This window comes from Streptomyces aurantiogriseus (genome assembly GCF_014649375.1).
Lineage (GTDB): Bacteria > Actinomycetota > Actinomycetes > Streptomycetales > Streptomycetaceae > Streptomyces > Streptomyces aurantiogriseus.
Genome location: NZ_BMSX01000030.1, coordinates 13,522 through 37,328 on the forward strand (window position 1 = coordinate 13,522; position 23,807 = coordinate 37,328).

General features: G+C 72.2%; 23 protein-coding genes and 1 pseudogene. 15 read left to right on the forward strand and 9 right to left on the reverse strand.

From position 1 onward, the window contains the following. The first annotated feature begins 2 nt into the window (after nt 1–2). The gene (locus IE263_RS41385; protein WP_189943271.1) at nt 3–1,199 is read left to right on the forward strand and encodes a CaiB/BaiF CoA transferase family protein; all 1,197 of its coding nucleotides are present in this window, start codon (nt 3–5) and stop codon (nt 1,197–1,199) included. A gap of 10 nt (nt 1,200–1,209) precedes the next feature. Here the strand turns inward: IE263_RS41385 and IE263_RS41390 are convergent, their stop codons facing one another. The 3 genes from IE263_RS41390 to IE263_RS41400 all read right to left on the reverse strand — a co-directional run bounded on the left by IE263_RS41390 (nt 1,210) and on the right by IE263_RS41400 (nt 2,960). Continuing rightward, nucleotides 1,210–1,482, reverse strand: coding sequence for a hypothetical protein (locus IE263_RS41390; RefSeq protein ID WP_189943272.1), 273 nt, complete (start codon nt 1,480–1,482; stop codon nt 1,210–1,212). Nucleotides 1,483–1,608: 126 nt separating this feature from the next. Continuing rightward, entirely contained in the window at nt 1,609–2,421 is an 813-nt protein-coding gene (locus IE263_RS41395) for an anti-sigma factor (protein WP_189943273.1), read from the reverse strand. Beyond that, nucleotides 2,418–2,960 (reverse strand): sigma-70 family RNA polymerase sigma factor, encoded by a 543-nt coding sequence (locus tag IE263_RS41400; protein WP_189943274.1) that lies wholly within the window; start codon nt 2,958–2,960, stop codon nt 2,418–2,420. The genes IE263_RS41395 and IE263_RS41400 overlap by 4 nt, the downstream gene beginning before the upstream one ends. A gap of 207 nt (nt 2,961–3,167) precedes the next feature. Between IE263_RS41400 and IE263_RS41405 the strand changes: the two genes are divergently transcribed. The 4 genes from IE263_RS41405 (at nt 3,168) to IE263_RS41420 (ending at nt 10,022) form a co-directional block, all read left to right on the forward strand. Further along, nucleotides 3,168–4,688, forward strand: coding sequence for a DUF4331 domain-containing protein (locus IE263_RS41405; RefSeq protein ID WP_189943275.1), 1,521 nt, complete (start codon nt 3,168–3,170; stop codon nt 4,686–4,688). A 150-nt stretch (nt 4,689–4,838) separates the two neighbouring features. Beyond that, nucleotides 4,839–6,620 carry a tetratricopeptide repeat protein gene (locus tag IE263_RS41410; RefSeq protein ID WP_189943276.1) on the forward strand — a complete coding sequence of 594 codons (1,782 nt, stop codon included), beginning with the start codon at nt 4,839–4,841 and terminating at the stop codon, nt 6,618–6,620. After that, the gene (locus IE263_RS41415; protein WP_189943277.1) at nt 6,617–8,341 is read left to right on the forward strand and encodes a sulfite exporter TauE/SafE family protein; all 1,725 of its coding nucleotides are present in this window, start codon (nt 6,617–6,619) and stop codon (nt 8,339–8,341) included. The genes IE263_RS41410 and IE263_RS41415 overlap by 4 nt, the downstream gene beginning before the upstream one ends. 52 nt (nt 8,342–8,393) lie before the next feature. Then, a complete protein-coding gene (locus IE263_RS41420) occupies nt 8,394–10,022 on the forward strand; it encodes a serine/threonine-protein kinase (RefSeq protein WP_189943278.1) in 1,629 nt (542 codons plus the stop codon). Between the two features lie 4 nt (nt 10,023–10,026). Here the strand turns inward: IE263_RS41420 and IE263_RS41425 are convergent, their stop codons facing one another. Beyond that, nucleotides 10,027–10,833: an SGNH/GDSL hydrolase family protein gene (locus IE263_RS41425; protein ID WP_189943279.1), complete on the reverse strand. Its 807-nt coding sequence runs from the start codon at nt 10,831–10,833 to the stop codon at nt 10,027–10,029. Between the two features lie 309 nt (nt 10,834–11,142). On the opposite strand from IE263_RS41425, the gene IE263_RS41430 reads away from it, so the two are divergent. The 6 genes from IE263_RS41430 (at nt 11,143) to IE263_RS41455 (ending at nt 17,824) form a co-directional block, all read left to right on the forward strand. Further along, nucleotides 11,143–12,351, forward strand: a complete 1,209-nt coding sequence (locus tag IE263_RS41430; RefSeq protein ID WP_189943280.1) for a S8 family peptidase — start codon at nt 11,143–11,145, stop codon at nt 12,349–12,351. Nucleotides 12,352–12,895: 544 nt separating this feature from the next. After that, entirely contained in the window at nt 12,896–13,726 is an 831-nt protein-coding gene (locus IE263_RS41435; protein WP_189943281.1) for a glycosyltransferase family 2 protein, read from the forward strand. Nucleotides 13,727–13,785: 59 nt separating this feature from the next. Then, on the forward strand, nt 13,786–14,985 hold the full coding sequence (locus IE263_RS41440; protein ID WP_229911459.1) for a glycosyltransferase family 2 protein: 1,200 nt from the start codon (nt 13,786–13,788) through the stop codon (nt 14,983–14,985). Beyond that, complete coding sequence (locus IE263_RS41445; RefSeq protein WP_189943282.1) at nt 14,982–15,782, forward strand: polysaccharide deacetylase family protein; 801 nt, start codon at nt 14,982–14,984, stop codon at nt 15,780–15,782. Before IE263_RS41440 ends, IE263_RS41445 begins: the two co-directional genes overlap by 4 nt. Before the next feature lie 155 nt (nt 15,783–15,937). After that, complete coding sequence (locus tag IE263_RS41450; RefSeq protein ID WP_189943283.1) at nt 15,938–17,032, forward strand: DUF5925 domain-containing protein; 1,095 nt, start codon at nt 15,938–15,940, stop codon at nt 17,030–17,032. 15 nt (nt 17,033–17,047) lie between these two features. Then, entirely contained in the window at nt 17,048–17,824 is a 777-nt protein-coding gene (locus tag IE263_RS41455) for a DUF72 domain-containing protein (protein WP_189943284.1), read from the forward strand. A gap of 25 nt (nt 17,825–17,849) precedes the next feature. Here the strand turns inward: IE263_RS41455 and IE263_RS41460 are convergent, their stop codons facing one another. Further along, entirely contained in the window at nt 17,850–18,215 is a 366-nt protein-coding gene (locus IE263_RS41460) for a GntR family transcriptional regulator (protein WP_189943285.1), read from the reverse strand. A 71-nt stretch (nt 18,216–18,286) separates the two neighbouring features. Between IE263_RS41460 and IE263_RS41465 the strand changes: the two genes are divergently transcribed. Together IE263_RS41465 and IE263_RS41470 are read left to right on the forward strand one after the other, a co-directional pair. Beyond that, nucleotides 18,287–19,216, forward strand: a complete 930-nt coding sequence (locus tag IE263_RS41465) for a GNAT family N-acetyltransferase (protein WP_189943286.1) — start codon at nt 18,287–18,289, stop codon at nt 19,214–19,216. Then, nucleotides 19,197–19,709: a ribonuclease FAU-1 family protein gene (locus tag IE263_RS41470; RefSeq protein ID WP_189943287.1), complete on the forward strand. Its 513-nt coding sequence runs from the start codon at nt 19,197–19,199 to the stop codon at nt 19,707–19,709. Before IE263_RS41465 ends, IE263_RS41470 begins: the two co-directional genes overlap by 20 nt. A gap of 9 nt (nt 19,710–19,718) precedes the next feature. On the opposite strand, the gene IE263_RS41475 is transcribed toward IE263_RS41470, so the two are convergent. After that, nucleotides 19,719–20,333: a class I SAM-dependent methyltransferase gene (locus IE263_RS41475; RefSeq protein WP_189943288.1), complete on the reverse strand. Its 615-nt coding sequence runs from the start codon at nt 20,331–20,333 to the stop codon at nt 19,719–19,721. A 139-nt stretch (nt 20,334–20,472) separates the two neighbouring features. Here IE263_RS41475 and IE263_RS49645 point away from each other — a divergent pair, with 139 nt between their 5' ends. Then, a complete protein-coding gene (locus IE263_RS49645) occupies nt 20,473–20,607 on the forward strand; it encodes a hypothetical protein (RefSeq protein WP_133913577.1) in 135 nt (44 codons plus the stop codon). 25 nt (nt 20,608–20,632) lie between these two features. Here IE263_RS49645 and IE263_RS41480 read toward each other — a convergent pair. Further along, nucleotides 20,633–21,083, reverse strand: a pseudogene (locus tag IE263_RS41480) (GNAT family N-acetyltransferase). Nucleotides 21,084–21,224: 141 nt separating this feature from the next. Here IE263_RS41480 and IE263_RS41485 point away from each other — a divergent pair. After that, nucleotides 21,225–22,238 (forward strand): lytic polysaccharide monooxygenase auxiliary activity family 9 protein, encoded by a 1,014-nt coding sequence (locus tag IE263_RS41485; RefSeq protein ID WP_189943289.1) that lies wholly within the window; start codon nt 21,225–21,227, stop codon nt 22,236–22,238. Between the two features lie 67 nt (nt 22,239–22,305). Here IE263_RS41485 and IE263_RS41490 read toward each other — a convergent pair whose 3' ends face one another. Continuing rightward, on the reverse strand, nt 22,306–23,175 hold the full coding sequence (locus IE263_RS41490; protein WP_189943290.1) for an esterase/lipase family protein: 870 nt from the start codon (nt 23,173–23,175) through the stop codon (nt 22,306–22,308). A gap of 172 nt (nt 23,176–23,347) precedes the next feature. Then, nucleotides 23,348–23,791 carry a MarR family winged helix-turn-helix transcriptional regulator gene (locus tag IE263_RS41495; RefSeq protein WP_189943291.1) on the reverse strand — a complete coding sequence of 148 codons (444 nt, stop codon included), beginning with the start codon at nt 23,789–23,791 and terminating at the stop codon, nt 23,348–23,350. Nucleotides 23,792–23,807 lie beyond the last annotated feature (16 nt).

Below are 23,807 nucleotides of genomic sequence, written 5' to 3' on the forward strand. Positions count from 1 at the left end.
TCATGGACCAGCTCCCCCTGCCCCTGGAGGGCATCACCGTCGTCGCCGTCGAGCAGGCCGTCGCGGCCCCGTTCGCCACCCGGCAGCTCGCCGACCTGGGCGCCCGGGTGATCAAGGTCGAACGGATCGACGGCGGTGACTTCGCGCGCGGCTACGACACCGCCGCAGGCGGCCTCGCCTCGCACTTCGTGTGGTGCAACCGCGGCAAGGAGTCCATCGCCCTCGACCTGAAGGACCCGCGCGGCCTCGACCTCGTCCGCCGGCTGATCGCGGACGCGGATGTGTTCGTGCAGAACCTCGCGCAGGGCGCGGCGGCCCGGCTCGGCCTGGACGCGGCCGCCCTGTGCGCGGCGCACCCGCGCCTGGTCGCCGTCGACATCTCCGGGTACGGGGCGTCGGGGCCGTACGCGGACAAGCGGGCGTACGACATGCTCATGCAGTGCGAGGCGGGGCTGGTGTCGGTCACGGGGACGCCCGGGCAGCCGGTGAAGGCGGGGATCCCGGCGGCCGACATCGCGGCGGGCATGTACGCCTTCTCGGGGGTGCTGGCGGCACTGGTGCGGCGGGGTGCGACCGGGCGGGGCGGGCCGGTGGAGGTGTCGATGCTGGAGGCGCTGGCCGAGTGGATGGGCCATCCGCTCCATCACACGATGCACGGGGGGACGGCCCCGGCCCGTACGGGTCTCGCGCACGCCGTGATCGCGCCCTACGACGCCTATCCGACGGCGGACGGCGGGCGGGTGCTGCTGTCGGTGCAGAACGACCGGGAGTGGCGGCGGCTGGCCGAACAGGTGCTGGGCCGGCCGGAGGTGGGCACGGATCCGGCGTACGCGACGAACGCGGCGCGGGTCGCGCGCCGGGAGCGTACGGACGCGCTGGTGGCGAAGGCGCTGGGAGTACTGGACACCGACGAGGCACTGGCGCGGCTGGAGGGCGCGGGCATCGCGTGCGCGCGCCTGCGGGATCTGCGCGAGCTGGCGGAGCATCCGCAACTGGCGGCCCGTCAGCGGTGGCGGGAGGTGGACTCGCCGGTCGGGCCGCTGCGGGCGCTGCTGCCTCCGATCACACTGCCGGGCGGGGCGGAGGCTCGGATGGGGGCCGTGCCCGCGCTCGGGGAGCACACCGGGGCGGTGCTGCGTGCCGTGGGGATGACGGACGACGAGATCGCAGCGCTGCGTCGGGATGGTGTGGCCGCCTGAGCGCGGGCCCTCAGTGCTTGTTGCCGCCGAACAGCGAACGGCGCAGCCGACGCAGCGGCGCGAAGAGCGAGACACGGCTCACTCGGGCGCCCCTGGGGCTGCGGCGTGCGGGCTCACGCGCGGTCAGTTCCCGCATCAGCGAGGTCGCCTCGGCCGTCTCCCGCTGCGGGATGGCGGGACCCGCCAGCACCGAGAGATGGCGGTCGAGGCGCGAACTGGTCGCGCTGCTCCCGCAGGTGATCGCAGGGACCCTGGCCCTGCTGCGCACTGTTATCTGTTCCATGTCACTCCCCACCCGTACGAGTCCACCCGGCCCGGGCAGGGTAACCCTATCGCCTGGGCGAGGCACACGTGTATCGCGGTCACAGGATTCACCTTCCCCGTAAGGGGGTTGACGACCCCTTGCCGGTCACTCTCCGAATCCGACCGATTTCAGGGTGAGTTGGACAACTGGCTGCGTAGTGGGCTGCGGTGATCCCCCGTCGGGTTCGACGGTTACGGCCAGTGACGTCGAGGATTGATCGAGACCGGTCGCGACCAAGGGCGTGTCGCCGTCGAAGAGGCCGAGGGAGCGTGGTTGCGCACCGGGGCGCACGACCCAGAGCTGGTGCACCTGTCCGCCGGCCGGCTCGCCGTATCCGCTCAACGTGACGACGGCCTCCCCCTCCGCAGCGGAAGCGATCACTCCGATACTGCGGCCCTGGGCGTCTCTGCCGGTGCTCGCACGGGCGTCCGGAGCTGCGAGAACGTGGGCGATCTCACGTGCCTGGGCCCGTTCGGCGTTCAGCTGGTCCTGGGTGCGGTCGGCCTGGACGGCGAAGAGCGAGGCGACGACGAGGGCCGCCGCCGCCGTCGCCGTGGCGAACGGCACGAACAGGGGGCGGCGCGCACGGGGCGCACGGGTGCGCGCGGGCGGCGGCTGCATGCCCCAGACGTGCGGCGGCAGTTGAGGCGCCCGCTCCCGCACCGGGGCGGCGGCCGCCGACTCCTGCGGCGTGGCCCGTACGGCGGCCAGCACCCGGTCGCGCATCGCGGCGGGCGGCGGGGCGGCCGCCGACCAGGCGAGCCGGACGGCGTCCTCGGACAGCTCCCGCACCTCGGCGGCGCAGCGGTCGCACTTGTTCAGGTGCTTCTCGAAGCGGCGGCGCTCGTCGGGATCGAGGGCGTCGAGCGCGTAGGGCGCGGCCAGCGAGTGCAGATCCTCACGGCGGAACAGGCTCATGCGGCACCTCCCAGGCAGTCGCGCAGCCGCGTGAGTCCGTCGCGCATCCGGGTCTTCACGGTGCCCAGCGGCAGGGAGAGCCGCTCGGCCACCTCACGGTAGGTGTAGCCCTCGTAGTAGGCGAGAGTGACGGACTGGCGTTGCAGGGTCGTCAGCCGGTTCAGGCAGCGGCGCACCCATTCGCGCTCCAGGCCGGCCTCGACCTCCTCGGACACCTGGTCGAAGGCGGGGTGGTGGGCGCGCTGCGCCTCGCGCTGCTCGCGTTCGCCGGCCGCGCGGGCGCTGCGCACCCGGTCGACGGCGCGGCGGTGGGCGAGGGTGAGGATCCACGACAGGGCGCTGCCGCGGCCGGGGTCGAACCGGGCCGCGGAACGCCAGAGTTCCAGCAGCACCTCCTGGGACACCTCCTCCGACTGAGCCGGATCCCGCACCACGCGCCGGACCAGACCGAACACCGGTCCGGACACCAGTGTGTAGAGCTGTTCGAATGCCTTCTGGTCGCCTCGCGCGACGAGCAGCAACAGCTCGTCCGCCTCCATCCGGTCCCCCTCCCTGCGGCCGCACCCGGACCGTCCCGTCTTACCAGGCATTCGCAACAGACACACCTCCGGTGGGGGTGTACGGATCCGAGGGCCCGAAACGCGGGTGAGCAGGAAAGAAAAAGTTTTTGGGTTTCGACCAATCCGATCACCCCCCTCGCTCCGTATCACTGTCCGTCAGGCAAGTTGGCACAGAGGACGGACGGCATGACAGCAGCTATCTCCAGGGGCGGAACCGGACGCAGGGGCGTCGCAACCCTCATATGCAGTGCGCTGGCCGCCGGGGGGCTCGCAGCCGCCGGCGTCGCCACGCTGGAACCGGGGGAGGCCGCCGCCTCCAGCCACCGGGAGGCCCCGCTCATCTCGGGGACCCCGCAGTACGACAACACCGACGTGTACGCCTTCGTGAGCCCGGACCACCCGGACACGACGACGATCGTCGCGAACTGGACCCCGTTCGAGGAGCCGGCGGGCGGCCCGAACTTCTTCCCGTTCGCCGAGGACGCCCAGTACGACCTGCACGTCGACAACAACGGTGACGCGAAGGAGGACCTGACCTTCCGTTACACGTTCAAGACGCACACGAAGAACAAGAAGACGTTCCTGTACAACACCGGCGTGGTCGAGAGCCTGGACGACGCGGACCTGAACATCCTGCAGACGTACGACCTCGAACTCCTCAAGTTGAAGAAGGGGAAGGTCGAGCACAAGACGAAGCTCGCGGACGACGTGCCCGTGGCGCCGTCGAACGTGGGCAAGGCGTCGATGCCGAACTACAAGAAGCTGCGCGACCAGGCGATCTACAAGCTGTCCAACGGCGCGAAGACCTTCGCCGGCCAGGCCGACGACCCGTTCTTCCTGGACCTGCGCGTCTTCGACCTGCTGTACGGCGGGAACCTCTCCGAGGTCGGCAACGACACCCTCAAGGGCTACAACGTCAACTCGATCGCGCTGCAGGTCCCGAGCGACCTGATCGTCGAGTCGGGGCACCAGCCGATCGTCGGTATCTGGTCCACCACCCAGCGTGAGAACGCGGAGGGCTACTACACGCAGGTCTCGCGCCTGGGCATGCCGCTGGTGAACGAGGTCGTCAACCCGATCAAGGACAAGGACAAGTTCAACGCGTCCGAGCCGAAGGACGACGCCCAGTTCCTGAAGAACGTCACCAACCCCGAGCTGCCGAAGCTCATCGAGGCGATCTACAAGATCAAGGCACCGGCCGAGCCGCGCAACGACCTCGTCGACGTGTTCCTCAAGGGCGTCAAGGGCCTCAACCAGCCGCCGTACGTGACCCCGTCGGAGGAGCTGCGCCTCAACACCTCGATCAAGCCGACCGCCAGCCCGAAGCGGCTCGGTGTGCTCGACGGCGACAACGCCGGCTTCCCGAACGGCCGTCGCCTCACCGACGACGTGATCGACGCCTCGCTGCAGGTCGTCGAGGGTGAACTGCTCGGTGCCAAGAACGACCTGGGTGACGCGGTCGACAAGAACGACAAGGAGTTCGAGAAGGCCTTCCCGTACGTCGCCCTGCCCACCGAGGGTTCGCGCGGCCCGCTCGCCAAGGGCACCGGCAGCGGCAACGAGGTCCGCAACCAGCTCGGCGACGCCCTCAGCACCGACGGCAACACCGGCCTGATCGCCGCCTCCGCGGGCGCCGGCGCGGCCGGAATCCTGCTCATCGGCGGCGGCCTGATGTGGTGGCGCCGGATGCGGGGCCGGGCGTACTGAGCCCTGACCCCCTGAACCGGGCCGGGGAGAATCCTGCGCTCCCCGGCCCACCCCACCGACTGGCGCGGCCCGCGTACCCATCCCCCACGACGCGGGCCGCGCCACCCCCACACCAGCAGGACGATCCACCCAGGCGACCGAGGAGAGGGCATGTCCCCGCGTACGAACGACGGCGAACCGGAGCGCGAGCACCCGGCCGACGGGCCGGGCCCCGAGCACCACGCCCGCCAGGACGGCGAGCCGGAGAGCGGGGCCGCCGAGGAGTCGTCGCAGGCATCCGGCAGGGGAGCCACCACCCCGGAGGCCACCGCACCTCGCACCGCGGCCGACGCCGAGGGGCCGGGCGAGGCGCGGGACGGGAAGGACGCCGGGACCGGCACCGAAAGCGCTGTGGAGACGCAGGGGGCCGAGGGCGCGCAGGCCGCTCCGGGTGCCGCCGAGAACGTCCAGGAAGCGCATGCGGGCGCCGGGACCGCGCAGGACACCGAGGGCGCTCCGGAGGCCGACGCCTCGGACCCGGCCCCGCAGGACACCACTCCCCGTACCGAGGAGGCCGTCGACCTCCGGGTCGCCGCCGTCCGCCGGGTCGCCGCCGCCGGTCGTCGCTGGCGGTCCGTCCAGCTCGGGGCCTGTGCGGCCATGCTGGCCATCGGGCTCACCGCCGGGGCGATCGCGTTCGGGGCGGTGCGGGACGGCAAGGAGACGCCGGTCGCCGCGGCCGCGGCGGTTGCGCCGGGGCTGCTCGCGGGGGCCGGCCTCGACACCGGGATCACCTCGCTGCAGGCCCATCTGCGCGCCCAGCCCAGGGACTTCGGTGGCTGGGCCACCCTCGGGCTCGCCTACGTCGAGCAGGCCCGGACCAACGGTGACCCGTCCCGCTATCCGCAGGCCGAGCAGGCCCTGAAGCGCTCGCTGAAGCTGCGTCCCGGCAACGACCAGGCCCTGTCCGTCCGTGCCGCCCTCGCCGCGGCCCGCCACGACTTCACCGGCGCACTGAAGTACGCCGACCAGGCACTGAAGCAGAACCCCTACAGCGAACGCGCCCTGTGCTCCCGTATCGACGCGCTCGTCGAGCTCGGCCGGTACGAGGACGCCGAACGGGCGGCCGAGACGGCCGACGAACGGCGGCCGGGCGTACCGGTGTTCACGCGGTACGCGTACGTCCACGAGCTGCGCGGCGACGTCGCCACCGCCCGCCGGGTCCTGGACCGGGCCCTCGCGGCCTCGACCACACCCGGAGACATCGCCTACGTGGCCACCCAGCTCGGTCAGCTCGTCTCGAGCCAGGGCGACCACACCGGCGCGCTCACCTTCTACGCCCGCGCCCTCGCCGCCGACGAGAACTACCTCCCGGCGCTCGAGGGCCGCGCCCGCGCCCAGGCGGCGGGCGGCCAACAGGCGGAAGCGATCGAGGGGTTGGAGAACGTCGTCGCCCGCTTCCCGCTCCCCGGCCCGCTCGTCGAACTCGGCGAGCTGTACGAGGCCCGGGGCGGCGAGGGCGACGCGGCGAAGGCCGAGGACCAGTACACGCTCGTCGACGCCTGGACCGCCCTCGCCCGCGCCAACGGCGTCAACGCCGACCTCGACACCGCGCTCGCCGCCGCCGACCACGGCGACAGGGCGGCGGCCCTGCGCGCGGCCCGCGCCGAGTGGGCCCGCCGCCACACCGTGCACACCGCGGACGCCCTCGCCTGGGCCCTGCACGTCAACGGCAGGGACGAGGAAGCCCTCCCCTACGCCCGGCAGGCCACGGCCACCGGCTACCGCAACGCGACCTTCCTCTACCACCGCGGTCTGATCGAACGCGCCACGGGCCACGCGGAAGACGCCCGGACCCACCTCACGGCGGCCCTGAAGCTGAACCCCGGCTTCTCGCCCCTGGGCGCCCGGGAGGCCCGTACCGCACTGAAGACGCTGGAGGCGGCCAAGTGAAAGCCCGTCGTGTGTTCGCCTCCTGCGCGGCCGTCCTGACGGCCGGCTGCGCGCTCGCGCTGATCCCTTCCACCAGCGCGAGCGCGCACCCCCTCGGCAACTTCACCGTCAACCGCTACGACGGCCTGGTCGCCGCCCCCGGGCAGCTCCGCGTCGACCACGTCGAGGACCTCGCCGAGATCCCGGCGACCCAGGCCGAGCGCGACGTCGAACGGCTCGGCCTGACCGAGTGGGCGCGGCAGCGCTGCGCCACGGCCGCCACGGACAGCAGACTGACCGTCGACGGCCGCGCGGTCGCCCTCACGGCCGGCGCCGCGAAGGCGGTCGTACGGCCCGGGCAGGCCGGTCTCGACACCCTGCGCGTGGAGTGCCGGCTGACGGCTCCGCTGCCCGAGGACGAGACGGTCTCGCTCGCCTTCCGGGGCGCGGGCGCCTCCTCCGGGCCCGGCTGGCGGGAGATCACCGCGCGCGGCGACCGGATGACGCTCACCGACTCCGACGTGCCGACCGAGTCCGTGTCGGACGAACTCGCCGACTATCCCCAGGAGTTGCTCTCCTCCCCCGCCGACACCGCGACCGCGTCCCTGCGGGTGCGGCCCGGCGGCGCCGCCCTCGCCGAGGGGGAGCGGGACGCGCCCGCCGCGTCCGTCCTGCCCCGCGGGGTCGACCGCTGGACGCGGGCTCTGGACAGCCTGGTCGCCCGGCAGGACCTCACCCTCGGCTTCGCCGCGCTGGCGCTGGTCATCGCGGTCGGCCTGGGCGCGATGCACGCGGTCGCCCCGGGCCACGGCAAGACCATCATGGCCGCGACCGCCGCCGCCCGGGGCGGCAAGGCCCGGATGAAGGACGTCCTGCCCCTGGCCGCGTCGGTCACGGTCACCCACACCCTGGGCGTGGTCGCCCTCGGCCTCCTGGTCACCGCCGGTTCGGCCGCGGCCCCCTCGGTGATCGCCTGGCTGGGCCTGGCCAGCGGTGCCCTGGTCCTCGTCGCGGGCGGGACGCTGGTCCGCCGCGCCTGGCACAACCGGGGACACGGGCACGGCCACACCCACAGCCACGGCGGTCACACCCATACCCATGGCCCGGGCGGTCACGTCCACACCCATGGCCCGGGCGGTCACACCCACCCGCACAGCCCCGGCGACGATCACCCGCACGGCCACGACCACGACCATGCCGAGGCCCCCGAGCGCCGGCTTGTCCTCGCCGGCGCGCACGCCGCGCCACACGCCCCCGCGCCTGTGAAAGCCCCGGCACACCCCCACGATCACGACCACAGCCACGATCACGCCCACAGCCACGACCACGGTCACCACCATCACGGTGACACCCACACCCACACCCACGGCGGCTCCACCCACACCCACTCCACCGCCCCCACGCTTCGCGGCACGATCCTCCTCGGCTTCGCCGGGGGTCTCGTCCCCAGCCCCTCCGCCGTCGTCGTGCTCGTCGGCGCGGCGGCGCTCGGGCACGCCTGGTTCGGTCTGCTGCTGGTCGTCGCGTACGGCGTCGGCCTCGCGCTGACCCTCACCGCCGCCGGGTTCGCCGTGGTCAGGCTGGGTACCGGCGCGGCCCGCTTCCTGGACCGCTCCCCCCGCTGGACCACGCACCCGACCGTGGCGCTGGTCCGCCGGAACATGCCCCTGTGGTCCGCGCTCGTCGTCGTGGCCCTCGGGGTCGGACTGGTGCTCAAGGGGGCCGCATCCGTCCTCGCCTGAGCTACGTTTGTGGAGGTATTCACCCGGATGCGAAGGGGGAATGGGGTGCGCGGTGTCCGAAGAACCGGGCAGTGAGCGTCTGATCGCGGGCCGCTACCGTCTGCTGTCCCCGCTCGGCGAGGGCGGCATGGGCACGGTGTGGCGGGCCCGGGACGAGGTGCTGCACCGCGAGGTCGCCGTCAAGGAGGTGCGCGCCCCGGCCGGGCTGCCCACGAGCGACGTCGAGCGGCTGTACGCCCGGCTGGAGCGCGAGGCCTGGGCCGCCGCCCGGGTCGCGAACCGGAACGTGGTGACGGTGTACGACGTGGCCACGCAGGACGGGCGGCCGTGGATCGTCATGGAGCTCGTGCGCGGCATCTCGCTGGCCGATCTGCTCGACGCCGAGGGACCGTTGGAGCCGGCCCGGGCCGCGCACATCGGCGCCGAGGTGCTGGCCGCGCTGCGGGCGGCGCACGAGGCGGGCGTCCTGCACCGGGACGTGAAACCGGCCAACGTGCTGATGTCGAACGACGGCCGGGTCGTGCTCACCGACTTCGGTATCGCCACCGTCGAGGGCACCTCCGCGCTGACCATGACCGGCGAGGTCATCGGCTCCCCCGAATTCCTCGCGCCGGAGCGCGCGCTGGGGCGCACCCCGGGTCCCGAGTCGGACCTGTGGTCGCTGGGCGTGCTGCTGTACGCGGCGGTCGAGGGCAACTCCCCCTTCCGGCAGAACACCCCGCTGAGCACCCTGCGTGCCATCGTCGACGAGGAGCTGCCGCCGCCGCGCCGGGCGGGTCCGCTCGCCCTCGTGATCGAGGGTCTGCTGCGCAAGGACCCGGCCGAGCGGCTGCCGGCCGACCTCGCCGAGCAGGACCTGAGAGTCGTCGCCGCTGGGGGTACCCCCTCCGGGGGAGGCACCCCGTACGCCGGCACCGTCCCGACGACGCCGTACACGCCGACGGTCGCGGGCCTGCCGGCGACGGGGGGCACGGAACCGTTCACCCAGCGGCAGCCGGCGCCGCCGCCTATGTGGACCGGGCCCGCGACGACCACCAGGACCGAGCCGGACGGCAACCGGCGTACCGCCGGCGTGCTGATCGCCGGCGTGGTGGCCGTGGCGCTGGCGGTGTCCGGGCTGACGTACGCGCTGCTGAACCGGGGCGACGGGAACGACGGCGCGAGCGGGGGCGTCACCAACAGCCAGTCGCAGGGGGTGAGTCCGTCCGCGTCGCCCGAGGAGAGCGCCACTGAGAGCAGTGAGGAGCCCTCGCCGAGTCCGAGTGTCAGCGAGAGCGCCACGAGCGAGGCTCCGCCGCAGTCCGTCGCGGTCACCGTCACCGGGGCGCACACGGACTACGCGGGAGCCTGTCCGCCGCCGGACGAGGGGGCGCCCGCCTTCACGGCGACCATCACGGTGGGCCGGCTGCCCGCACAGGTGTCCTACCGGTGGGTGACGGAGGACGGTGAGCTCGCGGACTCGGGCTGGAAGACGCTCGACTTCCCGGCGGACGGCGGGAAGTCGAAGCAGGACAAGGTGATCGTGACGACGTACGCGGAGAGCGGGACGTACCGGAACTCCATCGGTGTCGAGGTGCGTGAGCCGCAGCGGACGACGTCCAACTCGGTGCCGTTCTCGGTGACGTGTGAGACGGAGGCCCCGTCGGGCGAGGCCTCCCCCTCCGCGTCACCCTCGGAGTGACGGCTCAGGCCACGCCGTTGAAGACGGGCAGATAGCCACCCGACTGGCCGGATGCGGTCGGGTGGTACGACTCGCCGATGTTGAGCCAGTTGACGCTGTGCAGCCAGGCGCTGCCGGAGCAGATCTCGTGGCCGGTGAAGGTGGTGCGGACGTCACCGAAGGCGAAGCCGTGGGCGGCGGCGCGCTTGGCGATGGCGGTGTTGAGGTGGTCGGCCGCGTTGTTGATGGCGGTGCGTTTGGTCCCGGACAGGCCCAGGCAGGCCGTGCCGAGCTGGTAGAAGCGGGGGTAGCCGATGACGACGACACGGGCGCCGGGTGCCTTGCCGCGGATCGCCGAGTAGACGCTGTCGAGTTTGCCGGGGAGTGTCGAGTCGACGTAGGCGCGGGCGGTGTTGATGCGGTTGACGCAGGTGCTGTCGGAGCTGGTCACGCAGGTGGTCATGACGTCGGCGAAGCCCGCGTCGTTGCCGCCGACGGTGATCGAGACCAGCGCGGTGGAGGAGTTGAGCGGTCCGAGCTGACCGGTGAGAACATCACCCGTTCGGGCGCCGGAGCAGGCGGTGAACGCGAAGGACGTGGGGGCGTGCGCGGTGTTCCACAGGTACGGGTAGGCCTTGGTGCTGCGCTTGCAGTTGCCGCTGGAGCTGATGTAGCTGCCGGCCCCGACGCCGGAGGAGTAGGAGTCGCCGAGCGCCACATAGCCGCCGGTCGCGGCGAGTTGGGCGCTCTGCGCCGAGGCGGCCCCGGTGAGGGCGGCGCCGACGGCGAGGAGGAGAGAGCTGACGAATACGACAAGTCGGGAACGTCTCATGGAACCTCCGTTTAGCAGGATCTCTGCCACAACCGTCGTAGCAACTACGCGTGTTGACGGGAAGTGCTCATGTCAAGTCTTTTCGTGCCGTAACACGACTGATCATGCCCGCCTTGTTACGTGGCCATGTCAAATTTGTTGACAACGCTTCAACTCTCTTGTTCTACGCCTGTAGATGGCAGAAGCTTTGCCTCAGCCGAGAGCGGTACGCCGCGACGCTCGACGCCGTGTGCGCGAGACACCGCGCGCATCCCCCACAGACGTGCGCCCCACCCGGGCGCGCGCCGCCTAGAGGAGGACTCCCTCGTAATGGCACAACTTCGCAGCAACAAGGTCCGCGTCACCGCCGCCGCCACCGTGGTGGCCGCCGCCCTCGTCGGCGGGCTCACCGCGCTCCCCGCCCAGGCCGCCCCCGCCGAGGGCAAGGTGCTCGCGGCCGGCTCCCCCACCGCCGTCAAGGACAGCTACATCGTCACGCTGAAGCAGGACGCGGGCTTCAAGGCGTCCTCGGCGACCGGCAAGGACCTCATCAAGGAGTACGGCGGCACGGTGAAGAAGACGTTCGGCGCCGCGCTGAACGGCTACACCGCCACCCTCTCCGCCGCCGAGGCGAAGAGACTCGCCGCGGACCCGGCGGTCGCCACCGTCGAGCAGGACCAGACGGTCCACGTGGCCGACACCACGCAGTCGAGCGCCCCGTGGGGCCTGGACCGCATCGACCAGACCTCGCTTCCCCTGTCCGGCACGTACACCTACCCGGACAACGGCGGCAGCGGCGTGACGGCCTACGTCATCGACACCGGCGTCCGCATCACGCACTCCCAGATCAGCGGCCGGGCCACCAACGGCTACGACGCCGTCGACGGCGACAACGTCGCCCAGGACGGCAACGGCCACGGCACCCACGTCGCCACCACGATCGCGGGCACCACCTACGGCGTCGCCAAGAAGGCGAAGATCGTGGCGGTCCGGGTGCTGAACAACTCCGGCTCCGGCACGACGGCCGGCGTGATCGCGGGCATCGACTGGGTGACGGCGAACCACTCCGGCCCCTCGGTCGCCAACATGTCGCTCGGCGGCGGCGTCTCCACCACCCTGGACGCGGCCGTGCGCCGCTCCATAGCCAGCGGCGTCACCTACGCCGTCGCGGCGGGCAACAGCAGCACCACCGCCTCCTCGTCCTCCCCGGCGCGCGTCACCGAGGCCATCACGGTCGGCGCCACCACCAGCACCGACGCCAAGGCCAGCTACTCCAACTACGGCTCGGCCCTGGACATCTTCGCCCCCGGCTCCTCCATCACGGCCGGCTGGTACACCAGCGACACCGCGACCAACACCATCTCCGGTACGTCGATGGCGACCCCGCACGTGGCGGGCGCGGCCGCGATCTACCTGGCGAGCCACACCTCGGCCACCCCGGCCCAGGTCGCCACGGCGCTCGTCAACGGCTCGACCACCGGCAAGGTGACCAGCGCGGGCACCGGCTCGCCGAACCGTCTGCTGAAGATCGTTCCGTGATTCAACGCCGCTGAGGCGGCAGTGAGTTGACCCGTTCCCCGGAGGCCCTGGGCGCCTCCGGGGAACGCTTGTGTCAGGTCCCTTATCGCGCTTGTCCGGGTTGACTACCGGACGACCCGTTGTGTAACGGTCAAACGAACAAAAAGGTGAGGTCTCTTTCCAGGCCTTGCCATACGGGCGTAATAGTCAATACCGTCAGACATCTCACCCGCATCGGACCGTCAGCAAGCGGCTCTAGGGGAGGGCTCAAGGACCGCGACGGTTCCGGAGCGGGGCGCGGTAGGGGGGTGCCGTGCTCGGTGACACCGCTCTTGTGACCGAGCCGTGCCGCGCAGTCGGCTGCCGTTTTCCGGGGGCCGACCAGATTTGCCAGCTCACCCGGCGTGCGCGGAGAAGTCCTCCGCCATGCCGTGCCACGGGGCCGGCGGAGAGGTCTTCCGCCATGCCGTGCGGCCGTGGGTGAGAACCAACCCCCCTTTCGAACCGGACGTGGATCCGGGCCGCCCAGGGGCGGGCGGCCCACCGGACGAGAGGGACCAGACTCATGAGTTCCGTTCTGCAGCCGGCGACATCGGGCCAGGATTTCGAGGCTCCGTCGACCGTCGGCAAGTACCGGCCCATCTCCTCTCACCTGGCCATCGCGCCGCCGGTGAGCGTCGTGATTCCCGCGATGAACGAGGCCGAGAACCTTCCGTACGTCTTCAAGACCCTGCCGGACTGGATCCACGAAGTGGTGCTGGTCGACGGCAACTCCACCGACAACACCGTCGAGGTCGCGCGTGAGCTGTGGCCCGGCGTCAAGGTCGTCGGGCAGCAGGGCCGGGGCAAGGGCGACGCCCTGATCACCGGCTTCGAGGCGTGCACCGGCGACATCATCGTGATGGTCGACGCGGACGGCTCGGCCGACGGCAACGAGATCGTGTCGTACGTCTCCGCCCTCGTCTCCGGCGCGGACTTCGCCAAGGGCTCCCGCTTCGCCAACGGCGGCGGCACCGACGACATGACCTTCATCCGCTGGCTGGGCAACCGGGTCCTGTGCGCGGTCGTCAACCGCAAGTTCGGCGCCCGGTACACCGACCTGTGCTACGGCTACAACGCGTTCTGGCGGCACTGCCTGGACAAGATCGAGCTGGACTGCACCGGCTTCGAGGTCGAGACCCTGATGAACATCCGGGTCGTCAAGGCCGGGCTGAAGGTGCAGGAGATCCCGAGCCACGAGTACCTGCGCATCCACGGCGTCAGCAACCTGCGGGCCGTGCGCGACGGGCTGCGGGTGCTGCGGGTGATCCTCAACGAGCGGTCCAACCGGCGGGCGCTGCGCCGCAGCGGTCACCGCTCGCCGATGCTCGACACGGTCCGGGGAGAGGTGTCTTGAGCACGAACGGCACCTCGGCCGGCACCTCGGCCGGCGTCCCGGCCGGCGCTGCGAGCGACATCTCCGTCGTCATCTGCGTCTACACCGAGGACCGCTGGGAGGACATCCTCGCGGCCGTCGCCTCGGTGCGGGCGCAGACCCGGCCGGCGCGGGAGACCCTGCTGGTCGTCGACCACAACCCGGCGCTCCTGGACCGGCTGGCCAAGGAGTACAAGGAGGTCGACGAGGTCCGGGTGCTGCCCAACGCGGGTCCGCGCGGCCTGTCGGCCGGCCGCAACACCGGCGTCGCGGCCTCGCACGGCGAGATCATCGCCTTCCTCGACGACGACGCCGTCGCCGAACGGGACTGGCTGCGCCGCTTCGCCGACCCCTACAGCGACCCTCGGGTGATGGCGGTCGGCGGCCGGGCGGTGCCCGTCTGGTCCTCCGGCCGGCGGCCCGACTGGTTCCCGGAGGAGTTCGACTGGGTGGTGGGCTGCTCCTACCGGGGCCTGCCGTCCGGCCGGGTCCGGGTGCGCAACATCCTCGGCGGGAACGCCTCGTTCCGACGGGAGGCCTTCGACATCGCGGGCGGCTTCGCCACCGGCATCGGACGCGACGGCGACAAGCGGCCGCTGGGCGGCGAGGAGACGGAGCTGTGCATCCGGCTCAGCCGTGCGAGACCCGACGCGATCCTGCTCGTCGACGACCGCGCGGTGATCCACCACAAGGTGCCCGAGGCCCGCGAACACTTCGCCTACTTCCGCACCCGCACCTACGCCGAGGGCCTGTCCAAGGCGCTGGTGGCCCGTAGCGTCGGCGCCGACAAGGGCCTGGAGTCCGAACGCCGCTACACCACCCGGGTGCTGCCGGCCGGTGTCGCCCGGGGCCTGCGCGACCAACTCCTCGGCCGCTCCGGTGGAGCCCGCCGAGCCGGCGCGATCGTCGCCGGCGTCCTCACGGCCGCAGGCGGCTATGTGGTCGGCAGCGTGCGGGCCCGGCGCAACGGGACGACGTTCTCGGTGGTGCAGATCGGCGAAGGGGCTGACGGGACGGCCGAGGAGACCGGCTCCCCGGCGGACGCCGGGACGGCCAGGGCCGGGGCCCTCGCGGACACCGGAGCAACCGGCTTACTCGCGGACACCGGAGCAACCGGAGGCGCCGGCTCACTCACGGGCGTCGGTACGGCCGAAGCGATCCAGCCGCCCGGAGGCCCCGAGGCCGCCGCCCGTGCCGTCGGGACCGGGCCGACACCCCCCGAAGTGGAGGGTGCCGCATGACGGAGGCTCGGGTTCCGATTCTGATGTACCACGCGGTCGCGGCGGAGCCGAACGAGGCCACCCGGGCCCTTTCGGTGACGCCGGAGGCGTTCGGTGAGCAGATGGCGCTGGTCGCGGAGCGGGGACTGACCCCGCTCACCACGGCCGCCCTGGCGGCCCGTTGGCGCTCCGGGCGGGCACTGCCCGCCCGGCCCGTCCTGATCACCTTCGACGACGGCTACGAGGGCGTGCACCGCCACGCCCTCCCCGCCCTGGCCAAACACGGCTTCCCGGCCACGCTGTTCGTGTCCACCGGCTGGATCCGGGGCGCGTACGACACCGGCGGCGGCCTGGACACCATGCTGGACTGGCAGCAGGTGCGCGAACTGGCGGACGCGGGTGTGGAGATCGGCGGCCACAGCCACACCCACCCGCAGCTCGACCAGATCGGCGACGCCACCCTGCGCGCCGAGCTGACCCGCTGCCGGGACATCGTCGCCGACGAACTGGGCGCCCTGCCCGTGTCGTTCGCCTACCCGTACGGCTACTCCAGCCGACGGGTGCGCACAGCGGTGCGTGAGAACGGGTTCGCCCAGGCGCTCGCCGTCGGCAACTCCCTCGCCCGCCGCGCCCAGGGTCCGTACGCCCTGCGGCGGGTGACCGTGCGGCGCCGCACGGGCACCGAGGAGTTCGAACGGCTCCTCGACGGCCGGGCCATCGCCCGCACCTTCGCCCGGGACCGCGCCCTCACCAAGGGGTACGCGGTGGTCCGCAGGACCCGGCAGATCCACCGGAGGGCGGTCGACGCCCTCGTGTGAGCGGTGAACGGTGAACGGTGGCCCCGGCGGAGGCGTCCGCCGGGGCCATTCGTGTGCTCCCCACCTTCTCGGCGCGTACCGGACACATCCGACACACCGCCGCGCAGCACGGAAACCGGGTGCACGCGGGCCCCGCGTGCCGGATCATGGCCTGCATGTCCGCGCACCCACACGACGCTCTGCCGATCCGGCTCACCGTCGACGACTCCGACTCCCCGTCCGACGTCGTCGACGCGCTGTTCCTCGGCCGCTTCGCGACGGGCGAGCAGCCTTTCTCGCACGCGGCGAACATCGACCGCGTGCGCTCCGGCGCGACCCTGATCCCGCCGGGCGCGCGTGTGCTGCGCGTCGCCCGCGACGACGACCGCAGCGCCACGCTGGCCGAGGGCGACGGCTGGACGCTGCTGATCTCCCGCTGGAACCGCGGCGCCGACGTCACCGTCACCGCGACCAGCGCCGAACTGGCCGCGCAGGTGCTGGGCGAGGCCACGGACGGTGCGGCGGACGAGCCCGAACCCCAGCCGGAGAACGTGACCATGGGCTTCTGGTACGTCTCTCCGAGACGGGGCCCGCACCGCACCACCCGCCAGATCTCCGCGGGCACGTGGGACGAGATCCGCCCCAACTACACGGCCCCGGTGGCCGAGGCGATGGACCGCCTGATGGGGACGACCCCCGAGGACATCGCCGGCCGGCTGCTCCTCCTGCACGGCCCGCCCGGCACCGGCAAGACCTCGGCGCTGCGCACGCTGGCCCGCTCCTGGCGGGACTGGTGCCAGGTGGACTGCGTCCTGGACCCGGAGAGACTCTTCAGCGACGTCGGCTATCTGATGGACATCGCGATCGGCGAGGAGGACGGCACCGGCAAGGGCCGCTGGCGGCTGCTGCTCCTGGAGGACTGCGACGAGCTGATCCGCGGCGAGGCGAAGCACACGGCCGGGCAGGCCCTCTCCCGCCTGCTCAATCTCACCGACGGCCTGCTCGGCCAGGGCCGCAACGTCCTGGTCGGCGTCACCACCAACGAGGACCTGGAGCGTCTGCACCCGGCCGTCGTGCGTCCGGGCCGCTGTCTGGCGCGGATCGAGGTCGGCCCGCTGACCCGCCGGGAGTCGGTGGACTGGCTGGGCACCGAGGAGGGGGTCGGCCGTGAGGGCGCGACCCTGGCGGAGCTGTACGCGCTGCGGCGGGGCACGTCCCCGACCTCGCTGCCGGAGCCGCGGGGCGGGGCGGACGCGGGGTTGTACCTGTAGTGCTTTGATGGGTTTATGACCCTGTTCGTCGGCACGTCGGGGTGGCAGTACAAGGACTGGAAGGGCGTCCTGTACCCGACCGACGTCCCCGTGCGGCGGTGGCTGGAGGAGTACGCGGCGCACTTCGCCACCGTCGAGATCAACAACGCGTTCTACCGGCTGCCGTCCCGTGAGACCTTCGTGTCCTGGGGCGAGCGCGTCCCGCCGGACTTCGTGGTCGCGGTCAAGGCGAGCCGCTATCTGACCCACATCAAGCGGCTGAAGGACCCCGAGGAGCCGGTGCACCGCCTGATGAGCCACGCGGCCGGGCTCGGTGCCCGCCTCGGCCCGGTGCTCCTCCAGCTCCCCCCGAACCTGCACGCCGACCCGGACCTGCTGGACACCTGCCTGGCCCGCTTCCCGTCCGGCACGCGCGTCGCGGTCGAACCGCGCCACGACTCGTGGTGGACACCGGCGGTCCGCGAGGTCCTTCAGGCCCGGGGCGCGGCCCTGTGCTGGGCCGACGCCCACTCCCGCCCGGTCACTCCCCTGTGGCGCACCACCGACTGGGGCTACGTCCGCTTCCACCAGGGCCGCGCCCACCCCTGGCCGCACTACGGCCGCCGATCCCTGGAAACCTGGCTCGACCACATCGCGACGACCTGGCCGGCCGAGGCGGACGTGTACGCGTACTTCAACAACGACCCGGGCGGCGCGGCGGTCAGGAACGCGGTGATGTTCGCGAGGACGGCGGAGCGGGCGGGCCTGAGTCCCACCCGCGTCCCCGACCGCGCCTCACTCGCCCGGCAGTGACACCTGCGCCGCCGGCAGCGAAGGGTCACCGCTCGTAGGCCGCCCGCAGCGCATCCCGTACGGCGGCCAGCGCTTCCTCCTCCGTGAGCCCCAGCCGGCGCGCCCGCTCCACGTAGGCCTGCGCGGCGGCAGCCAGCTCGCGTGCCTCCGAGCCGGCGGCGGCGACGTACGTGCCGTGCCGGCCCCGGGTCTCGATCACCCCGTCGGTCTCCAGCGCCCGGTACGCCTTGGCGACCGTGTTCGCCGCCAGCCCCAGCGACTCGGCGAGGCCCCGTACGGTCGGCAGCCGGTAGCCGACGGGCAGCTCGCCCGACCGGGCCTGCTCGGCGATCTGCGCCCGCACCTGCTCGTACGGCGCGGCACCCTCAACGATGTGGATCTTCAAGGTCACGGCCCGATTGTCCCGCACCCGCCGGAAAATGGGAGGCATCCGCTCCCCGCTCCCCCGTAGCGTGCGCTCACATGACCGTCATCGTGCGCGATCTTCACTCTGACGCGATCGCCGACATCGAGGGCTTCGTCCGGGTACGGCACGCCGCCCTGCCGTACATGTACTTCAGCCCCGAATCCGTGCGCCACCATCTCTCCCTGACCCCGGCCCGCGCCCGATACCGCGCGCTGGTCGCCGAGGAGGACGGTGAGATCATCGGCACGGCCCAGGTGGGCCTCGCGCACGAGAGCCCGGAGCCCGGGCAGGGCTGGCTCAACGTGTATGTGGACCCTGCGCGCACCGGCCGGGGCGCGGGCACGCTGCTGATGCGCACCGCCGAGGAGCACCTTGCGGCGCACGGGGCGACGCACCTGTACGCCTGGGTCCTGGACGAGCCCGGCTACCGCGCCTTCGCCGAGCGTCACGGCTACCGCGCCAGCCGCTCCGCGCACTTCCTGGTGCTGGACCTGGCACACACCGAGCTGCCACCGCTCCAGAACCCCCCGGCGGGCGTCGAGTTGCGCACGGCCGCCGACTTCGCGGACGACCCGCGTCCGCTGTTCGCCCTCGACGCGGAGGCGGGCTCCGACGAACCGAGCGACATCGACACCGAGCTCACGGACTATGACGCGTGGGTGGCGGAGTATTGGAAACACCCCCACCTCGACCTGGAGCTGACCTCCGTCGCCGTGGCCGACGGCCGCCCGATCGCCTTCAGCCTGGCCCACACCAACGGCGTCGGCCGCTACGGCACCGGCATGACCGGCACCGCCCGCGCCTTCCGCGGCCGAGGCCTGGCCAAGCTCGTCAAGAACGACTCCCTGCACCGCGCCCGCGCCGTCGGGTACACGGAGGCATACACCGGAAACGACTCGGACAACGGCCCGATGCTCGCCATCAACAAGTGGTTCGGGTACGAGATCCGCGCGACGGAGGTGCGCCATGTCCGCGAACTCGGCTGACTCCCCCGGCTCCACGGGCCGGGTGGACGTCGTCCTCGTCAAGGGCGGTCGGACGAAGATCCGTTACCCGGCCGAGCTGCTGTCCGACGACGGCACCCGCCTCGCCGTCCGCGCTCCCTGGGCGGGCGACGCCGTACGCGACTTCGGCTTCGTACGCTTCGAGGCGGGTGACGTCTTCACGGAGTACTACTGGCGTGACCGCTGGTACTCCGTGAAGGAGGTCCGCGACGCGGCGGGCGTCCTGAAGGGCTGGTACTGCGACATCACGCGCCCGGCCGTTGTCACCGGCGCCGAGCTGGTCGTCGAAGACCTCGACCTGGACCTGTGGCGCTCCGCCGACGGCACGGACGTACGGCGGCTGGACGAGGACGAGTTCGAGGAGAGCGGCCTGAAAGAGACGGATCCGCAGGCCGCAGCGGCCGCCGTGGCCGCCCTCGACGAGCTGGAGGTGTTCGCCACCGTCGAGGGCGGACTGGAGTCGCTGCTGGCCTGAGCGGGCCCGTCAGACCGTCGCCACCACCGCGTACCGCTCGTCCTCCACCGCTCTCCCCCACAGCCGCGCGTCGTCCGACAGTCGCTCCACGCGCGCGTGTTCGGTGAGCGGGGCGAGGAGGTCGGTGAGCAGGTCCGCGGGTATGCCGACGGGGCTGACGGTGCCCCAGACACCCTCGACCAGCACGAGTCGCCCTCCGGGACGCAGCAGGTCGCGCCAGTGCCGCAGGGCACGGCCGGGGTCCGGCAGAGTCCACAGCACATGCCGGACGAGGACGGTGTCGAAGCGCTGTTCCCCGACCGGGGGCGTCGCCGCGTCACCGACCAGGAACACCGCGTCACGCCCGGCGAGTTTGGCGCGGGCCAGGGCGATCATGGCTGGGGAGAGGTCGACGCCTGTGACGCGGTGGCCCTGTTCGGCCGCGAGGAGCGAGAGACTGCCGGTGCCGCAGCCGAGGTCGAGCAGGTCGCCGGGACGCTCCGGAAGCCAGGCGCGCAGCCGCCCCGCCCAGGCGGCGCGCACCTGCGGGTCCCGTAGCCCGTGGTCGGGCTCCTCGTCGAAGGCGGCGGCCGCCGCGTTCCAGTCGACACTCACCGAAGTCGTGTCATCACTCTGGTTTGCCATGCGCCAAGAGTGACACCCGCCACTGACAACCGAATCGTGACAGCCGCCACTGACAGACCGGGCGGCGATGAGGAACTCTCCCCGAAAGGGTCTGCCTCCGTGAAACCGCGGAACCCGGTGGTCCCTCTAGGAGGCAGCGATGCGCCGTACGACCGTGCAGAAGCCCCTGAAGAAGACGGACTCCCGCAGGATCCGCGAGGAAGCCGACGAACGCCCCGCCGGGCGCCCCGAGGTGCGCAAGGACATCGCGCGCACCTGGTGGCCGGACGGATGACTGTGCCGAACCCCTTCAGGCCCCTTCAGCCCAGCCGTTTGCGGTAGTGGACGCGGTCGTACGGACCGTCGACCCGACGCTCCACGATCTCGTACCCGTACTTCGGATAGATCTTCTGGTTCTCCCACATCATCGCGTTCGTGCAGAGCCTGACTTCGGGCAGGCCGAGCGCACGCGCGTGTGCGTCCACGAAGTGCAGCAGCCGCCGCCCCACGCCCGTGCCCCGGGCGTCGGGGCGGACGGCGATGCTGTCGAGGAACAGGTGGTCCGCGAACTCCTCGACCACCACCAGGCCGGTGACGGGATCGCCGGTCACGAACACCTTTCCCCGCGGCCACGTTCGCCGCGTGGTCCGCCTCCATGGGCTGGGGCACGACCCCGATGCGTTCGACGTAGTGCTCGTACGCCGCGTCGGTCACGGCTTTCACGGCCGGCACGTCCGCCGCCGTGGCGGGCCGGATCCCCTCGTTCGTCATGACGCGCACGCTACCTACCTGATCTCCGTCTCAGCACTTCCTTAAGGCGACCCTAAAGATCGTCTCCGACGGTCCGCGGCGGGCGATTTCGCGGTTTCTTGGTTCCGGCACCCCGCACGCACCGGTTCCGAGGAGACCCTCATGCCCGCACGCCGCACGGCCGTCGCCGTCACCGCCCTGGGCCTGGCCCCACTGGCCCTGACCGCGCTGTCCGCCGCCCCTGCGGCCGCGCACGGTTCGATGGGCGACCCGGTCAGCCGCGTGGCGCAGTGCTACGCGGAGGGACCCGAGAGCCCCAAGTCGGAGGCCTGCGGGGCGGCTGTCGCGGCCGGCGGGACGCAGGCGCTGTACGACTGGAACGGCGTCCGCATCGGCGACGCGGGCGGCCGTCACCAGGAGCTGATCCCGGACGGCAAGCTGTGCAGCGCGAACAACGAGGCGTTCAAGGGCCTCGACGTGGCCCGCGCCGACTGGCCGGCGACGAGCGTGCGCGGCGGCTCATACACCTTCACGTACCGCGTGACCGCCCCGCACAAGGGCACCTTCACGGTGTATGTCACCAAGGCCGGTTATGACCCCACCCAGCCACTGGCCTGGTCCGACCTGGATCTGGAGCACCCGGTGGCGACGGCCACCGACCCGGTCGCGGCGGGCGGCTTCTCCACCTTCTCCGGCACCCTGCCCGAGCGTTCGGGCCGGCATCTGCTGTACGCGGTGTGGCAGCGCTCGGACAGCCCGGAGGCGTTCTACTCCTGCTCGGACGTCACGTTCGGCGGGGCAGGCGCCCCGGCGGCTCCCGCCGCCTCCGCGCCCTCCGAGGAGCAGATCGAGGACGGTACCGACAAGTCGACGATCGAGCACGGCGGTCACGGCGACGACGATCCCGCCACGACCACGGACCCGGCCACGGACCCGACCACCGCACCGGCCACTCAACCGGTCGGCCGACCGGCCACCGCCCCGTCGTCCGCGGCCCCGGCGGCCGACGAGCCGAAGGCGGCCGGGGCCGGCGTCGGCGAGGACCTCGCCGAGACCGGTGGCGACGGCAGCACGCCGTACCTCGCCGTCGGCGGCGCGGCCGTACTGGCGCTGGGCGCGGCGCTGCTGTTCGCGTCGGTGCGCCGGCGCGCGGTGGGCGGCCGGCCCGGCCGCTGACCCCAGGAACTCCGGGGCCTGACCGGCGGCTCAGACCGGTCAGGCCCCGGCGGACACACCACGGCGGTCAGCTGATCGCCGACGCACAGGTGGTCGGGGTGGCGTGCGCCGGGTCGAGCGCGTTGGCCACCTCGTGGAAGGCGATCCGGTCGGTCAGTCCGAGCAGCGCGTGCTCGGACAGGTCGAGCGGGCACAGGTCCTGGATGAGGACGTTGTCGACGTTCGCCCCGCTCAGGAACTGCGACCGGTACGGCGTCACCACCTCGTCGTACCGGGTGGCGATGACCGTGTAGCGGACGCCGGGGACGGTGTCGCCGCCCGCGTTGAGCTTGGTCATGAAGTCGGAGCCGGCGATCTGCTGGGCGAGGGCGGGGGTGGCGGCGGTGAGGAGGTCCTCGGCGCCGGGGAAGTACGGGAGCAGGTGGGTGAGCCCGGCGAGGGTGGTGCCGTGGTTGTTGGGGGCGATGCCGACGAGGGCGTTCACCTTGGCCGCTCCACCGAGGAACTTGAGGTAGTAGCGGGGCATCATGCCGCCCTGCGAGTGTCCGACGAGGTCGGCCTCGGCGGCGCCGGTCGCGGCGAGCACCTTGTCGACGTAGACGGACAGTTGCTCGGCCGACTTGTCGATGGGGCCGAGGGCGTGGAAGAAGGGGACGCCCGGCAGTTGGCCGTAGTCGAGGGAGAAGACGCAGTAGCCGCGGTGCGCCAGGTAGGGCGCGAGGGCGAGCCAGTTGTCCACGGAGTTGGCGAGGGTGCCGTGGACCAGGACGACGGGGCGGGGGTGGGCGGCGGAGGGCTTGCAGTCGTAGTCGTTCCAGCCGCTCGACGAGGAGACGGCGGCGTCGGAGGCGTGGGCGGCGGTGACGGGGAGGATGGTGGCCGAGGCGGCCAGCAGCAGCGCGGCCAGCGGTCTGAGCAGGCGTTTCCAGGGCAGCATCGCGTGATCTCCTTGCGGCTCAAGGGACGTTCGACGGCCTTACGCCCTGTGATCCGGATCACGAGGATGCTGTTCACTCGCCAAGTTACGGGCGAGTAGGTGAGGTGTGAAGTTACGCGTCAGTAAAAACTTCCAGTGATAGCCCGGGACTGCCGAGACCCCTGACACTCCGTCACCAGGCGGGCCTGAGGGGGCCGTAGGGGGCGATGCGCACCAACCGGTCGTACAGCAGGCGCACGTCACCCTCCCCGAGCACCTCCACCCACGCCCGCACGGCATCGGCGGCGGCCTCCTCCGCGGCCCGGGTGCACTCCCACCCCCGCTCGGTGAGCACGATCAGGCGGGCCCGCGCATCCTCGGGATGCGGCCGCCGCTCGACGTACCCCTTGCGCACGAGCTCGTCGACGAGCTGGCTCGCCGCCTGCTTGGTCACCCCGAGATGGGTGGCCAGCTCGGTGACCGTCGCGCCACCCCGGGCGAGCCGCGTGAAGGCGAAGCCATAGGCGGGCCGCCCCTCGAATCCGCGGGCCTCGACCCCGTCGTTGATACGCCGCGTGAGGTCGCCGGCGGCGGCGAGCAGGGCGGCGGTCAGGGCGAGGGCTTCGGAGTTCTGCACGCCTGCATTGAAACAC

Bases quoted from the DNA above. Each gene is read 5' to 3' on its own strand.
- IE263_RS41385 (WP_189943271.1), top strand. From the start codon at position 3: ATGGACCAGCTCCCCCTGCCCCTGGAGGGCATCACCGTCGTCGCCGTC.
- IE263_RS41390 (WP_189943272.1), bottom strand. From the start codon at position 1,482: ATGGAACAGATAACAGTGCGCAGCAGGGCCAGGGTCCCTGCGATCACC.
- IE263_RS41395 (WP_189943273.1), bottom strand. From the start codon at position 2,421: ATGAGCCTGTTCCGCCGTGAGGATCTGCACTCGCTGGCCGCGCCCTAC.
- IE263_RS41400 (WP_189943274.1), bottom strand. From the start codon at position 2,960: ATGGAGGCGGACGAGCTGTTGCTGCTCGTCGCGCGAGGCGACCAGAAG.
- IE263_RS41405 (WP_189943275.1), top strand. From the start codon at position 3,168: ATGACAGCAGCTATCTCCAGGGGCGGAACCGGACGCAGGGGCGTCGCA.
- IE263_RS41410 (WP_189943276.1), top strand. From the start codon at position 4,839: ATGTCCCCGCGTACGAACGACGGCGAACCGGAGCGCGAGCACCCGGCC.
- IE263_RS41425 (WP_189943279.1), bottom strand. From the start codon at position 10,833: ATGAGACGTTCCCGACTTGTCGTATTCGTCAGCTCTCTCCTCCTCGCC.
- IE263_RS41430 (WP_189943280.1), top strand. From the start codon at position 11,143: ATGGCACAACTTCGCAGCAACAAGGTCCGCGTCACCGCCGCCGCCACC.
- IE263_RS41435 (WP_189943281.1), top strand. From the start codon at position 12,896: ATGAGTTCCGTTCTGCAGCCGGCGACATCGGGCCAGGATTTCGAGGCT.
- IE263_RS41445 (WP_189943282.1), top strand. From the start codon at position 14,982: ATGACGGAGGCTCGGGTTCCGATTCTGATGTACCACGCGGTCGCGGCG.
- IE263_RS41450 (WP_189943283.1), top strand. From the start codon at position 15,938: ATGTCCGCGCACCCACACGACGCTCTGCCGATCCGGCTCACCGTCGAC.
- IE263_RS41455 (WP_189943284.1), top strand. From the start codon at position 17,048: ATGACCCTGTTCGTCGGCACGTCGGGGTGGCAGTACAAGGACTGGAAG.
- IE263_RS41465 (WP_189943286.1), top strand. From the start codon at position 18,287: ATGACCGTCATCGTGCGCGATCTTCACTCTGACGCGATCGCCGACATC.
- IE263_RS41470 (WP_189943287.1), top strand. From the start codon at position 19,197: ATGTCCGCGAACTCGGCTGACTCCCCCGGCTCCACGGGCCGGGTGGAC.
- IE263_RS41475 (WP_189943288.1), bottom strand. From the start codon at position 20,333: ATGGCAAACCAGAGTGATGACACGACTTCGGTGAGTGTCGACTGGAAC.
- IE263_RS49645 (WP_133913577.1), top strand. From the start codon at position 20,473: ATGCGCCGTACGACCGTGCAGAAGCCCCTGAAGAAGACGGACTCCCGC.
- IE263_RS41485 (WP_189943289.1), top strand. From the start codon at position 21,225: ATGCCCGCACGCCGCACGGCCGTCGCCGTCACCGCCCTGGGCCTGGCC.
- IE263_RS41490 (WP_189943290.1), bottom strand. From the start codon at position 23,175: ATGCTGCCCTGGAAACGCCTGCTCAGACCGCTGGCCGCGCTGCTGCTG.